The organism is Streptomyces sp. NPDC015345, assembly GCF_043078805.1.
Classification (GTDB): domain Bacteria; phylum Actinomycetota; class Actinomycetes; order Streptomycetales; family Streptomycetaceae; genus Streptomyces.
This window is the reverse complement of sequence record NZ_JBIBTX010000008.1, coordinates 271,904-284,281: the sequence shown is the minus strand read 5'-3', so window position 1 is coordinate 284,281 and position 12,378 is coordinate 271,904. Positions and strand designations below refer to the sequence as shown.

The following is a 12,378-nucleotide window of genomic DNA, read 5'->3' as shown; positions in this document are numbered from 1 at the left end:
GTATCGTGCGGGCACGGCAAAGGCGGCGAAGGGGCGGCACGGTGACCGAAGCGGCGGCGGTACGGGTCCAGGGGCTCTGGAAGCGGTTCGGCGAACAGATCGCGGTGGCCGGGATCGACCTGGCGCTGCCGGCGGGCAAGTTCATCGGCCTGGTCGGGCCGAACGGCGCCGGGAAGACCACCACCCTCTCCATGGTCACCGGCCTGCTGAGGCCGGACCAGGGCTCCGTCGAGGTCGTCGGCCACGACGTGTGGCGCGACCCCGTCGAGGTCAAGGCCCGCATCGGCGTGCTCCCCGAGGGCCTGCGGCTCTTCGAGCGGCTCTCGGGGCGCGAACTCCTCGCGTACACCGGCCGGTTGCGCGGGCTGCCGGGACCGGAGGTCGACAAGCGCGCCACCCAGCTCCTGGACGTGCTCGACCTCGCGGGCGCCCAGCACAAGCTCGTCGTCGACTACTCCACCGGCATGCGCAAGAAGACCGGCCTGGCCGCGGCCCTGCTCCACAACCCCGAAGTCCTCTTCCTCGACGAGCCGTTCGAAGGCGTCGACCCGGTCTCCGCGCAGACGATCCGCGGCGTCCTGGAGCGCTACACCGCCTCCGGCGCCACCGTCGTCTTCTCCTCCCACGTCATGGAGCTCGTCGAGTCGCTGTGCGACTGGGTCGCCGTCATGGCCGCGGGCCGCATCCGCGCGCACGGCACGCTCGCCGAGGTGCGCGGCGCGGCGCCCTCCCTCCAGCAGGCGTTCCTCGAACTCGTCGGCGCGCACGGCCGCGACACCGCCTCCGACCTCGACTGGCTCGGCGGCGGCGCCCGATGACGGCCACCGGGAACGCCCCCGCGAACGCCCAGGCGATCACCCCGGTCCTCGTACGCCTGAAGCTGTCGCTGCTGCGCAACGGACTGCGGCAGTCCGCCGGGCGCCGGGCCGCCTACATCGCGTCCGTCACCGTCACCCTCCTCATCGCCGCGCTCCAGCTCCTCGGCCTGATCGCGCTGCGCGGCAGCGAGCACGCCGCCACCGTGTGCGTCCTGCTCACCGGAGTGCTCACCCTCGGCTGGGCCGTCATGCCGCTGTTCTTCCCGAGCGGCGACGAGACCCTCGACCCCACCCGCCTCGTGATGCTGCCGCTGCGCCCCCGGCCGCTGGTGCGGGCGCTGCTCGTGGCGTCCCTGGTCGGCATCGGTCCGCTCTTCACGCTCTGCCTGGCCACCGGTGCGACGATCGCGCTCGCCCACGGCGCGGCGGCCGCCGCCACCGGCGTCCTCGCGACCGCCCTCACCCTCCTGGTCTGCGTGGCCCTGGCCCGCGCGGTCGCCGCCGCCAACATCCGCCTGCTGACCAGCCGCAAGGGCCGTGACCTCGCGGTCCTCAGCGGTCTCGTCATCGCGGTCGGCGCGCAGGCAGTCAACTTCGGGGCGCAGAAGCTCGGTTCGTCCGGCCTGTCCACCCTCGACCCGGCGGCGGCCGTCGTCCGCTGGATCCCGCCCGCCTCGGCGCTCGGCGCGGTGGACTCCGTGAGCGAGGGCGCGTACGCGAGCGGGGCCGCGCAGCTCGCCCTGGCCGCGGCGGCCCTGGTGGCCCTCCTGGCCCTCTGGCAGCGCAGCCTGACCCGCCTGATGACGGCCCCGGACGGCTCGACACTGGCGGCGGCGGAACCGGACAAGGGCACGTCCCGCGCCTTCGACGCCCTCGGCGGCCTGCTCCCCGCCGGCCGCACCGGCACCGTCATGGAGCGCAGCCTGCGGTACGTGTGGCGCGACCCGAAGACGAAGGCGGCCTGGGTGACCTCGCTGGCCATCGGCCTGATCGTGCCGGTCTTCAACGCCCTCCAGGGCACCGGCTCGGTGTACTTCGCGTGCTTCGCCGCGGGAATGCTCGGGATCCTCATGTACAACCAGTTCGGCCAGGACACCTCGGCGTTCTGGATGGTGGCGATGACGATCTCGTCGACCCGCGACGCCTATGTGGAGCTGCGGGGCCGCGCCCTGGCCCTGCTCGTGATCACCCTGCCCTACGCCACCCTCGTCACCGTCCTCACCACGGCGATGCTCGGCGAGTGGCCCGCCCTGCCGGAAGCCCTCGGCCTCTCCTTTGCGCTGCTCGGCGCGATGCTCGCGACGGGCGCCTGGTCCTCGGCCCGCTTCCCGTACTCGATCCCGCAGGAGGGCTACAAGAACGTGGCGCCCGGCCAGGCGGGCCTCGCCTGGCTCTCCATCTTCGGCGGCATGGTCGCGGCGGCCCTGCTGTGCGCCCCCGTCCTGGCCCTCACGATCTGGCTGCACGCCTCAGCCGCGGCCTCCTGGACCTGGCTGCTGCTCCCCATCGGCACGGCCTACGGCTGGGCGGTCACCGACGCCGGCCTGCGCCTCGCGGCCCCTCGCCTCGCCCGGCGGCTCCCGGAGATCCTCACGGCGGTCAGCAAGGGTTAGCCGCCGGCCGATGACTTTTGTGTGGCGCCGAGGTCTGATGTGTGAGCAGTTGATGACCGGTCCGATGCACCATCGGACCGACGGATGACCAGGAGAGTTCTCGATGCGCCCCTTGATCAGCACTGCCTTCGTCTCGCTCGACGGCGTCGTGGAGGCCCCCGGCGGCGAGCCCGGCTACCGCAACTCGGGGTGGACGTTCAAGGACATGGAGTTCCTCCCCGAGGCCTTCGAGATCAAGGGCCGGGAGCAGGAGGAGGCCACCGCGATGCTGTTCGGCCGGGTCAGCTACGAGGCGTTCAGCCCCCTCTGGCCGGACATGGCGGAGTTCGCGACGTACAAGCCGATGCCGAAGTACGTGCTCTCCACGACGCTCGGCGAGGACGACCTGGTCCCCGGCTGGGGCGAGACGACGATCCTGCGCTCGCTCGACGAGGTGGCCGCGCTGAAGGAGAGCGAGGGCGGCCCGATCATCATGCACGGCAGCGCCACCCTCAACCGGAACCTCTCGGACGCCGGCCTGATAGACCGGTACCACCTGCTGGTCTTCCCGCTGCTGCTGGGCGCGGGCAAGCGGCTGTTCAGCACCACGGACAAGGACACGCAGAAGCTGAAGCTGATCGAGCACGAGGCGTACGCCAACGGCGTGCAGAAGAACGTCTTCGACGTCGTCCACTGACACCGCCCCCGGGCGCGGCACCGCCCGGGAACGCGGACGACCCGCGAGCCGTGGTTCCTGCCGCCCCGGACGGACCGGATCGGAGGAAGCCGGCCGGACGTACCGGCGGCTCGCGGGTCGGGTGACTGCTGGGAAATAGGGCCGGCTGCACGCACATCACACGTGCTGGTCCGGCGCCGAATTCGTACTGCGACGACGGGCCGCTAGCCCGCAGTCACCTCACGCGTCCGGTTTCTGTACATCGGCCGAACCACCTCCCTTCTCGTGTGCACGCCACCCTAGGAACCGCCCCGGGCACCGCACAACCGAATTTCGAGCCCCACGATTTCCCGGCAACTTCCGGGAACTCCCTGTGGGGTGCGTCACGTTCAAGTTGAATGATCTGAAGAACGCTGAAGAACGCTGAAGAACAGGCCTGTAGGGGGTTCGGGGTGAGTGCTTCGCGGCGGAGCGGAACTACCGACGAACTGGGTCCCGACGAGCCGGAGCCCGGCGGGGCGGAGCTGCTCGCGGCGCTGCTGGACGGGATGGACGCGGCGCTGTGCGCGTTCGACGCCGGTGGTGTGGTGACGCACTGGAACCGCGAGGCCGAGCGGATACTCGGCTGGTCGGCGGCGGAGGCCGTCGGGCGGCAGGGGCTGTCCGGGTGGGCGGTGCGGCCCGCCGACGCCGCGGTGGTCGAAGGACGGCTGCTGTCGGCGATGGACGCCCCGGGACGGCAGGTGCACGAGTTCGCCCTGGTGACCAAGGACGGCGGGCGGGTCCTCGTACGGATGCAGTCCGCCGCCGTGCGCGGCGGTGACGGGAAGCCCGCGGGTGTGTACTGCGCCTTCAGCGAGGTCCACGCGCAGATCGACCTGGAGCGGTCCATCGCCCTGAGCGAGGCCCTCTTCGAGAACGCCTCCTGGGGTGTCGTGCTCGTCGACGCGGACCTGCGCGCCGCGGTGGTGAACGAACACGCGGCCCGCACCCTGGGCCTCGGGCGTACGGCGGTCCTCGGGCGGCCGCTGGCCGATCTGCTGGGGCAGGGCGTCGAGGAGCTGGAGAGCGCGCTGGCCCATGTGCTCGCCGAGGGCACGCCGCCCGCTCCCGTCGAGCTGTGGCTGTCGGTGCGGGCCGGGGACGGTCAGGAGGACGGCTTCGAGCGGCGGTGCTGGCGCAGCGGTTTCCTTCGGCTGGCCTCGCCGCTGGCGGAGGAGCCGGTGCCGCTCGGTGTCGGCTGGCTCTTCCAGGACGTGACCGAGGCGAAGCTGACCGAGCAGGAGGCCTCGCAGCTGCGGTTCCGCTCCCAGCAGCTGCACCGCGCGGCGCGGGCCGCCGCCGAGTGCGAGGACCCCATGGAGGCGGCCACCGTCCAGCTCGACTTCGCGCTCGCCGGGTTCGCCGACCATGCCCTGGTGGATCTGGTGACGGGCGAGGACCCGGTGCGGCTGGTGCGGGTGGCGGCGACGCCCGCGGGGCCGGGGCCGTGCCTGCCGGTGGCCATGGCGGGGATACCGCTGCGCTATCCGGAGGGGCATCCGGCGCCGCAGTGCGTGGAGCGGGCGGGCTCGGTGCGGGCGAGCGCGGGCGCGGCGTCCCCGGAGCGGGCCCGTGAGTGGGCGGCGGCCCGGCAGTGGCCGCAGGAGACGGTGCACGCGCTCTGCGCGGTGCTGCGCAGCAGGGGGCGGACGCTGGGCGTCGTGACGTTCCTGCGGGGTCCGGGCCGCGGCCAGTTCGAGCGGGCGGACGCGACGTACGCGGAGAGCGTGGCTGCGCGGGTCGCGGCAGCGCTGGACCTGGCGGGGTTGGCGGGCGGTTGACGGTTTTGGCCTGCCTGCGGTCCAGATCGCGGGCCGACGGCGGCACTCGAGCACTCGGCGGGGCGGCACAGCTCCATCCGTTCAAGCGCGTCACTCAGAACGGTAGCCAGACCCATGGGCGCGTGGGGGGGGCCAGTAGGCCCGACCCTCCGCGCCCCATGAGCCGGACCTGTGCCGCCCACGGCTCGAAGCCTCTGCCTCACCCCGCCTGCAACGCCAGCGTCGGAGACAGCCGTGCCGCCCGGACCGCCGGGTACAGGCCCGCCACCGTGCCGATCGCCAGCGTTGCCGCGAAGCCGCCTGCCATGGACCAAGGGGGGACCACCCACGGCAGGTCGCCGGATGCCGCGTACGCCGCTGTTGCCGCCGCGCCCAGCGCCACGCCCGCGACACCGCCGAGGCCCGACAGGAGCAGGGACTCCGTCACGAACTGGACGCGGATCTGGCCCCGCGTCGCCCCCAGGGAGCGGCGCAGACCTATCTCGCGGCGGCGCTCAAGGACTGAGATGATCATGGTGTTGGCGACGCCGACACCGCCCACCAGGAGCGCGATCCCGCCGAGGCCCAGCAGCAGCGTGGAGAAGGCGCCCTCCGTCGCCGCCTTCGCCTGGAGTGCCGACGACGGGTCGGTGACCTGGACGTTGCGCGGGTTCTCCGGGTCGATGGTGGGGGCGAGGAGCCCCCGGACCCGCGCGACGGTGGCGTCGGTCGAACGCTCGTACACCGATGTCGGACGGCCGTCGAAGCCGAGCAGCTTCTTCGAGGCGTCCCAGCCGGTCAGTGCCGAGCGTTCGACGTCCGGTGCGAGCGGCAGCGCGCCGAGGACGCCGATCACCGTGAAGTAGCGGTCGCCCACCCACACCTGCTGGCCCGGTGCGGTGATGCCCAGCCGCTGGGCCGCCACATGGCCAAGGACCACGGACGGGTAGCGGCTGTTCGCCGCGTTGAACCAGCTGCCGTGCGCCACGCGCCCCCGCAGCACCTTCAGCAGCCCCTCCGTCGCGGCCTTCACGGAGATCCCGCCTGTCTCGTCCTCGGGGATCTTCTCGCTGCGCCGTACCGTGCTGTCCAGGTCGCCCGTCGCGCCCACGTCCTCGACTCCGTCGACCCGCGCCGCGCGGCCGACCGCGTCGCGCGGCAGCGTCACCTTCTCCCCGGCGAACATCGCCTCGCCCGGCGAGGCCACCAGCAGGTTCGTGCCCAGCTTGTCCAGCTCCCGCAGCAGCTGGGCCTGGCTGGAGGAGGAGATGCCGACCACGGCGACCATCGTCGCGATGCCGATGGCGATGCCGAGCGCGGACAGCATGACCCGCACGGGCCGGGCGCGCGGCCCCGCGGAGCCGACGTGCAGGACGTCGCGGAAACCGAGCCGTGCCGCCTTGAGCCGTCGCGCCGCCTTGGGCTTCGAGCGCGCCCTCATACCGCCGCCCCCGCCCGGCGGCCCCGCGTATCCGCGACGACCCGCCCGTCCCTGATCCGAACCTGCCGCGGCAGCCGTTCGGCGATCTCCGTGTCGTGGGTGATGACGGCGATGGTCGCGCCCTCCGCGTTCAGGTCGTGCAGCAAGGCCATGACGGCGTCGCCCGACGCGGAGTCGAGGGCGCCGGTGGGTTCGTCGGCGAGGAGCAGGTCGGGTTCGCCGACGACCGCGCGGGCGATGGCGACGCGCTGTTTCTGTCCGCCGGACAGTTCGTGCGGGCGGTGCTTCATGCGGTCGGCGAGACCGACGCGCTCCAGGGCGTACGCGGCCCTGCGGCGCCGCTCGGCGCGGGAGAGACCGCGGTACAGCAGCCCTTCGGCGACGTTGTCGCGGGCGCTCATACCGGGTACGAGGTGGAAGGCCTGGAAGACGAAGCCGATGTGCCGGGCGCGCAGCGCGGACAAGCTGCGGTCGGCGAGCGCGGCGATGTCGTGCCCGGCGATGGCGACGGAGCCCGCGGTGGGCCGGTCGAGGGTGCCGATGATGTGCAGGAGCGTGGACTTCCCGGAACCGGACGGCCCGACGATGCCGAGGAGTTCACCGGCGGTGACGGTGAGGTCGACGCCGCGCAGAGCGGCGACCCCTCCCGCGTACTCCTTGTTGACGCCCCGCAACTCCACGACCGGCGAGGCCTCTTGGGCGGTGGTCATACCTTCGGCACCCCGACCCTCATCCCGGCCCGCAGTCCGCCGCCGCTGACCTCGACCCGGCCCTGCCCGAACATGCCGAGCCCGACCTCGACCTCACGCGCGTGGCCGCCTTCGACGATCTGGACGCCGAAGCCGCCGCCGGGCAGGGCGAGGAGGGCGTTGACGGGGACGGACAGGACGTTCTCGCGGCGCTCGCCGGTGAGGTCGACGGTGACCGGGGACTGGTCGAAGCCGCCGACCTTCCCCGGGTCGTCGAAGGTGACCGTGACGGGGATCTTGGGGGTCTTGTCGGACGGGTCGTCGCCGGGCTCGGCGGTCTTGCCGACGGCCGCCACCTCGCCGCCCACCGACGTGCCGTCGGGGAGCGTGACGGTGACCTTCGCGCCCTTCTTCGCCGGCTTCGCCTCGGCGACGTCGAGCTGGACGCGTACGACCCGCTCGGAACCGGTCGTGGAGAGCACCGGCCTGCCGGGCGCGACCTGGTCGCCGACGTCCGAACCGGCGGACTTCACGCGGACCGCCGACGGCTGGAAGGAGATCTGCTCGGGGCCCACGCGGCCCGTCTGCTTGCGGTCGTGGGTCTTTTGCCAGCGCTTCACGGCCTCCGCCGTGCCCGCCGTGTACGTGTCGTCGACGGCGAGCCCGGTGCCGTACCCGAGCGCCACCAGGTTCTCCTCCAACTGCCGTACGTCGTTGCCCTCGGCGCCCGGCTTCAGCGTGCGGTACATGGGCTCGGTGCCGTACATGAGGCGGACGGGGGCGCCGTTCACCTCGTACAGGCGTCCGTCGCGCCGGATGGTGGAGCCGGTGCCTGCGCACCACGTGAGGATCCCTGTCGTGCCCGCGTTGACCTTGCGCTCCTTGGCGTAGCCGAGGGTGCCGTCGACCTGGGTGCCGTTGCTGAGGTCGCCGCGCTCGACGGGCGCGGTGGCGGGCGGCAGGCCGGCGCCGCGGGCCGTGGAGCCCTTCCCGCCGCCTCCGTCGGCGAGGGCGGTGACGGCTATTCCGCCGCCGGTGATCGCGAGGAGGGCGACGACGGTCGCGACGACCGCGGTGCGGCGCCTCATTCGACGATGCCCTTGCACGCCTCGGCGGCCTTCTCCATCTTCTTGGCCTCGGCGCCCTTGGGCATGGGCTGGGCCTGCATCGCGCCGCCGTCGAACTTCGGGTCCGGCATGTTGAAGCCGTTCTCGCGCATGCATCGCGCGTACTTGAGCATCTCGTCCTTGTCCGCCTGCGAGACGCCACCGCCCTTGGAGCCGCCGCCCATGCCGCACTTCTTCATGGCGGCCTGCATCTTCTCCGCGCTCATGTCGCCGCCGATGGTGATGCCGCGGCTGTCCTGGCCGGGCTTCGGCTCGGGCACCTTCAGTCCCTGCTCGCGCAGGCACTCGCGCTCCTTGAACGCCTTGTCGGCGTCGGCGCCCTTGCCGGCTCCCTTCCCGCCCGCCGAGCCCCCTCCGCCCCCGCTTCCGCCCCCGTCGGAAGAACACGCTCCGGTGAAGAGCGCGAGCGCGGCGATGCCCGCGGCGATGCCCGCCGAACGCGTACGTGACCTGGTCCTCATGGCTGCTTCCCCTTCATGGCTCTGTCGCTGACGCGCACAGGCTGGCGGGAAGCGGGGTTTCGCTTCTCTCAACAGGGACGCTTACACCGGCGAAAGGTCACTCTCAGGTACACAGGGGCCCATGCGCGTATTGCTGGTGGAGGACGAGGAATTCCTGGCCGAGATGATCGCCGACGGGCTGCGGCGCGACGCGCTCGCCGTCGACGTCGCGTCCGACGGCCTGGCCGCGCTGCGGAAACTGCAGCTCGGGGAGTACGACGTCGTGATCCTCGACCGCGATCTGCCGGGTCTGCACGGTGACGAGGTGTGCCGCCGTCTCGTCGAGCAGCGGCTGCTCACCCGCGTCCTGATGCTGACGGCGGCGGGCACGGTGCGTGACCGCGTGGCGGGGCTCGGTCTCGGCGCCGACGACTACCTCACCAAGCCCTTCGCGTACGACGAGCTGCTCGCCCGTGTCCTGGCGCTCGGCCGCCGCGCCCGCCCCGCGCTGCCCCCGGTCCTCGAACGCGCGGGCCTCGTCCTGGACACCGCCCGCCGCCAGGCCAGCCGCGATGGCCGCCACCTCTCCTTGTCCCGCAAGGAGTTCGCGGTCCTGGAGGCGCTGCTGCGGGCGGACGGCGCGGTCGTCAGCGGCGACGACCTGATCGAACAGGTCTGGGAGGAGGACACCAGCTACCGCACCAACGCCGTCCGCGTGACCCTCTCCAAGCTCCGCGCGAAGCTGGGCGAGCCGCCGGTGGTCGAGACGGTCCCCGGGGCCGGTTACCGGATCACAGGGCGCTCGCTGTGACCCGGCGGGCGCCCCTGCGGGTGCGGATGGGCAGCGAGCGGGCGCGGCTGACCTCCCTGTACGGGGGCCTGCTGGTGCTGGCCGGGGTGCTGCTGACCGGGCTCGTGTACCTGCTGGTACAGCAGGGCCTGTATACGTCGATCAATACGGCGGTGACCACGGCCGTGCCCCGGGGGCCGATCCCTCCCTGGGCCACCATCCCGATGCCCGCGACGTCGGCGACGCCCGCACAGCGGCTGGACGGGGTGCCGGCGCACCTCGACGAGGGCCTCGCCGTGACCAAGATCAGCGACCTCGCCGGGGAGGCCGCGCTCAGCCGCCTCCTGACGGTGTCCGTGGTCGTCCTCACCGTGTACGCGGTGCTGTCGATCGCGCTCGCCTGGTGGATGGCGGGCCGGGTGCTGCGCCCGGTCGCCGTGATCACCGGGACCGCGCGCCGCCTGTCCGGGGCCAATCTGCACGAGCGGATCGCCCTGGACGCCCCGCCGGGCGAGCTGAAGCGGCTGGCCGACACGTTCGACGAGATGCTGGACCGGATGGAGCGGCTGGTCGGCGCGCAGCAGCGGTTCGCGGCCAACGCGGCACACGAGCTGCGCACGCCGCTGGCCGTGCAGCGGGCGGCCGCCGAGATCGGGCTCGCCGGTGCGCCTGACGCCGAGCGAGTGGCGATGATCCGTACGAAGCTCATCTCCGTCGCCGACGACGGCGAGCACCTCATCGAGGGGCTGCTGCTGCTCGCCGCGTCGGAGCAGGGCCTTGAGCGGCGCGAGCCGGTCGCGCTCGACGCCTTGGCGCAGGCGGTGGCGGACGGCCTCGCCGAGGAGGCGGCCGGTCGGGACGTCGCCGTGTCGGTACAGACCGAGCCGCTGACGGTGGAGGGTGACGGCGTACTCCTGGACCGCCTCACGCACAACCTGGTGACGAACGCGGTCCGCTACAACGTGCCGGGGGGCCGGGTGAGCGTTCTGGTCACCCGGGGCGGCGAGCTGGAGGTCTCCAACACGGGCCCCGAGGTCCCGCCGGACACGGTCCCGCACCTCTTCGAGCCGTTCCGGCGCCTGAACGAACGTACGCACGCGAAGGGGGAGGGAGCGGGGCTCGGGCTGTCCATCGTGGCGGCGATCGCGCGGGCGCACGGCGCGGAGGTCTCGGCGGAGGCGAGCCCGGGGGGCGGACTCACCGTCCGGGTGCGGTTTCACCAGGACCACAGGTCCTAGGGCCGCCTTCAGTGCCGGTAGAAGATCCGGTCGCCGTACTCCTGGAAGACGCGGCCGTTCCAGTCGTGGCCGCCGTCCACGTTCCCGGACCGGAGCAGCGGCGGCTGGATGCCCCGCGAGGCCAGTTCCTCGATGGCGGCGGCGACCATGGCCTGCATCAGCGCGTTCGTCACGACGCTGGAGGCGGGGCCGAACGGCGCGTCGACGCCGTCGAGGGTCAGCTCGGCGTCCCCCACCGCGATCTTCGAGTCGATCACCACGTCGCAGTGGTCCTTGAGGAAGGTGCCCGAGACGTGGCGTGACTTGGTCTCCGTGGCGTACGCCACGGAGGTGACGCCGATGACCTTGAGGCCGAGCGCGCGGGCGTTCATCGCCATCTCCACCGGCAGAGAGTTCCGCCCGGAGAGCGAGATGATCACGAGGGCGTCGCCGGAGCGGGCCGGCGAGGAGTCCAGGACGGCGCCCGCGAGGCCGTCGACGCGCTCCAGGGCGGAGCCGAGGGTGGCGGGCATCACGTCGACGCCGACGACGCCGGGCACGGCGAGGAGGTTCATCAGGGCGAGGCCGCCCGCGCGGTAGACGACGTCCTGCGCGGCGAGCGAGGAGTGCCCTGCGCCGAAGGCGAAGAGGCGCCCGCCGGACGCGACCGCGTCGGCGAGCAGGGTGCCCGCCTCCGTGATGTTCCCGGACTCCTCGTCGCGGACCCGCTGGAGCAGGCCGATGGCGGCGTCGAAATACTGACCGACCGGTTTGCTCTCGCTCTTGGAGCTCATTCGCATCACGTTGCGGTCTGGACCAGCGCCCTGTCAACAGGTTCTCCGGACGCCCGGGGGCCGGTTTTCCCACGGCGCGGCACGGTTGTCGGTGGTATGCGTCAGAATTGAGGGCAGGGCCAGCGCACGAGCGATTCTGAGGGGCACCCATGTCGGGGCTGATTGACACCACTGAGATGTATTTGCGCACCATCCTCGAACTGGAGGAGGAAGGTGTGGTCCCCATGCGCGCCCGGATCGCCGAGCGGCTCGACCAGAGCGGACCGACGGTGAGCCAGACCGTGGCGCGCATGGAGCGCGACGGCCTGGTGGCGGTCGCCAGCGACCGCCACCTGGAGCTCACCGACGAGGGCCGCCGCCTGGCCACCCGCGTGATGCGCAAGCACCGCCTGGCGGAGTGCCTGCTCGTCGACGTGATCGGGCTCGAATGGGAGCAGGTCCACGCCGAGGCGTGCCGCTGGGAGCACGTGATGAGCGAGGCGGTGGAGCGCCGCGTCCTGGAGCTGCTGCGCCACCCCACCGAGTCGCCGTACGGCAATCCGATCCCGGGCCTGGAGGAGCTGGGCGAGAAGGACGGCGCGGACCCGTTCCTGGACGAGGGGATGGTCTCCCTCACGGAGCTCGACCCGGGCGCCGAGGGCAAGACGGTCGTCGTGCGCCGCATCGGCGAGCCGATCCAGACGGACGCCCAGCTGATGTACACGCTGCGGCGGGCCGGCGTGCAGCCGGGCTCCGTGGTGAGCGTGACGGAGTCGCCGGGCGGCGTGCTCGTGGGCAGCAGCGGTGAGGCCGCGGAGCTGTCCTCGGAGATCGCCTCGCACGTCTTCGTCGCCAAGCGCTGAGGCCCGCGTGGGCACGCGGCGGCCCCACGGGGGTGGGGTACAGGTCGTCGCGTGCGGGCACTGGGGTCAACTTCCGCTGCCACAGGGAAAGTTGACAAGTCTCCGCGATCTCCGCGAGTTCTAGCGGAGTCCAAGATTCAGTGTGCGGAA

General features: G+C 72.5%; 12 protein-coding genes. 7 read left to right on the top strand and 5 right to left on the bottom strand.

What is annotated here, in order from left to right; genetic code table 11:
* Positions 1 to 41 precede the first annotated feature (41 nt).
* The 4 genes from ACF062_RS30925 to ACF062_RS30910 all read left to right on the top strand — a co-directional run bounded on the left by ACF062_RS30925 (position 42) and on the right by ACF062_RS30910 (position 4,909).
* On the top strand, positions 42 to 818 hold the full coding sequence (locus ACF062_RS30925) for an ABC transporter ATP-binding protein (protein WP_356574113.1): 777 nt from the start codon (positions 42 to 44) through the stop codon (positions 816 to 818).
* Positions 815 to 2,431, top strand: coding sequence for a transporter (locus ACF062_RS30920; RefSeq protein ID WP_392142920.1), 1,617 nt, complete (start codon positions 815 to 817; stop codon positions 2,429 to 2,431). The genes ACF062_RS30925 and ACF062_RS30920 overlap by 4 nt, the downstream gene beginning before the upstream one ends.
* A gap of 103 nt (positions 2,432 to 2,534) precedes the next feature.
* Positions 2,535 to 3,107: a dihydrofolate reductase family protein gene (locus ACF062_RS30915; RefSeq protein ID WP_392142919.1), complete on the top strand. Its 573-nt coding sequence runs from the start codon at positions 2,535 to 2,537 to the stop codon at positions 3,105 to 3,107.
* Positions 3,108 to 3,538: 431 nt separating this feature from the next.
* On the top strand, positions 3,539 to 4,909 hold the full coding sequence (locus ACF062_RS30910; RefSeq protein ID WP_392142918.1) for a PAS domain-containing protein: 1,371 nt from the start codon (positions 3,539 to 3,541) through the stop codon (positions 4,907 to 4,909).
* 199 nt (positions 4,910 to 5,108) lie between these two features.
* On the opposite strand, the gene ACF062_RS30905 is transcribed toward ACF062_RS30910, so the two are convergent.
* Genes ACF062_RS30905 through ACF062_RS30890 form a run of 4 tightly spaced genes read right to left on the bottom strand, consistent with a single transcriptional unit; the run spans position 5,109 to position 8,606 of the window.
* Positions 5,109 to 6,329: an ABC transporter permease gene (locus tag ACF062_RS30905; protein ID WP_392142917.1), complete on the bottom strand. Its 1,221-nt coding sequence runs from the start codon at positions 6,327 to 6,329 to the stop codon at positions 5,109 to 5,111.
* Entirely contained in the window at positions 6,326 to 7,039 is a 714-nt protein-coding gene (locus ACF062_RS30900) for an ABC transporter ATP-binding protein (protein ID WP_392142916.1), read from the bottom strand. The genes ACF062_RS30905 and ACF062_RS30900 overlap by 4 nt, the downstream gene beginning before the upstream one ends.
* Positions 7,036 to 8,106: a peptidoglycan-binding protein gene (locus tag ACF062_RS30895; protein ID WP_392142915.1), complete on the bottom strand. Its 1,071-nt coding sequence runs from the start codon at positions 8,104 to 8,106 to the stop codon at positions 7,036 to 7,038. Before ACF062_RS30895 ends, ACF062_RS30900 begins: the two co-directional genes overlap by 4 nt.
* A complete protein-coding gene (locus ACF062_RS30890) occupies positions 8,103 to 8,606 on the bottom strand; it encodes a hypothetical protein (RefSeq protein ID WP_392142914.1) in 504 nt (167 codons plus the stop codon). The genes ACF062_RS30895 and ACF062_RS30890 overlap by 4 nt, the downstream gene beginning before the upstream one ends.
* Before the next feature lie 121 nt (positions 8,607 to 8,727).
* Between ACF062_RS30890 and ACF062_RS30885 the strand changes: the two genes are divergently transcribed.
* Entirely contained in the window at positions 8,728 to 9,396 is a 669-nt protein-coding gene (locus tag ACF062_RS30885; RefSeq protein WP_392142913.1) for a response regulator transcription factor, read from the top strand.
* A gap of 26 nt (positions 9,397 to 9,422) precedes the next feature.
* Positions 9,423 to 10,613, top strand: coding sequence for a sensor histidine kinase (locus tag ACF062_RS30880; protein WP_392143025.1), 1,191 nt, complete (start codon positions 9,423 to 9,425; stop codon positions 10,611 to 10,613).
* Between the two features lie 8 nt (positions 10,614 to 10,621).
* Here ACF062_RS30880 and ACF062_RS30875 read toward each other — a convergent pair whose 3' ends face one another.
* Positions 10,622 to 11,386 carry an SIS domain-containing protein gene (locus tag ACF062_RS30875; protein ID WP_392142912.1) on the bottom strand — a complete coding sequence of 255 codons (765 nt, stop codon included), beginning with the start codon at positions 11,384 to 11,386 and terminating at the stop codon, positions 10,622 to 10,624.
* A gap of 149 nt (positions 11,387 to 11,535) precedes the next feature.
* On the opposite strand from ACF062_RS30875, the gene ACF062_RS30870 reads away from it, so the two are divergent.
* The gene (locus tag ACF062_RS30870; protein ID WP_392142911.1) at positions 11,536 to 12,228 is read left to right on the top strand and encodes a metal-dependent transcriptional regulator; all 693 of its coding nucleotides are present in this window, start codon (positions 11,536 to 11,538) and stop codon (positions 12,226 to 12,228) included.
* Positions 12,229 to 12,378 lie beyond the last annotated feature (150 nt).

Bases quoted from the DNA above. Each gene is read 5' to 3' on its own strand.
- ACF062_RS30885 (WP_392142913.1), top strand. From the start codon at position 8,728: ATGCGCGTATTGCTGGTGGAGGACGAGGAATTCCTGGCCGAGATGATC.
- ACF062_RS30900 (WP_392142916.1), bottom strand. From the start codon at position 7,039: ATGACCACCGCCCAAGAGGCCTCGCCGGTCGTGGAGTTGCGGGGCGTC.
- ACF062_RS30880 (WP_392143025.1), top strand. From the start codon at position 9,423: ATGGGCAGCGAGCGGGCGCGGCTGACCTCCCTGTACGGGGGCCTGCTG.
- ACF062_RS30870 (WP_392142911.1), top strand. From the start codon at position 11,536: ATGTCGGGGCTGATTGACACCACTGAGATGTATTTGCGCACCATCCTC.
- ACF062_RS30875 (WP_392142912.1), bottom strand. From the start codon at position 11,386: ATGAGCTCCAAGAGCGAGAGCAAACCGGTCGGTCAGTATTTCGACGCC.
- ACF062_RS30920 (WP_392142920.1), top strand. From the start codon at position 815: ATGACGGCCACCGGGAACGCCCCCGCGAACGCCCAGGCGATCACCCCG.
- ACF062_RS30905 (WP_392142917.1), bottom strand. From the start codon at position 6,329: ATGAGGGCGCGCTCGAAGCCCAAGGCGGCGCGACGGCTCAAGGCGGCA.
- ACF062_RS30895 (WP_392142915.1), bottom strand. From the start codon at position 8,106: ATGAGGCGCCGCACCGCGGTCGTCGCGACCGTCGTCGCCCTCCTCGCG.
- ACF062_RS30890 (WP_392142914.1), bottom strand. From the start codon at position 8,606: ATGAGGACCAGGTCACGTACGCGTTCGGCGGGCATCGCCGCGGGCATC.
- ACF062_RS30915 (WP_392142919.1), top strand. From the start codon at position 2,535: ATGCGCCCCTTGATCAGCACTGCCTTCGTCTCGCTCGACGGCGTCGTG.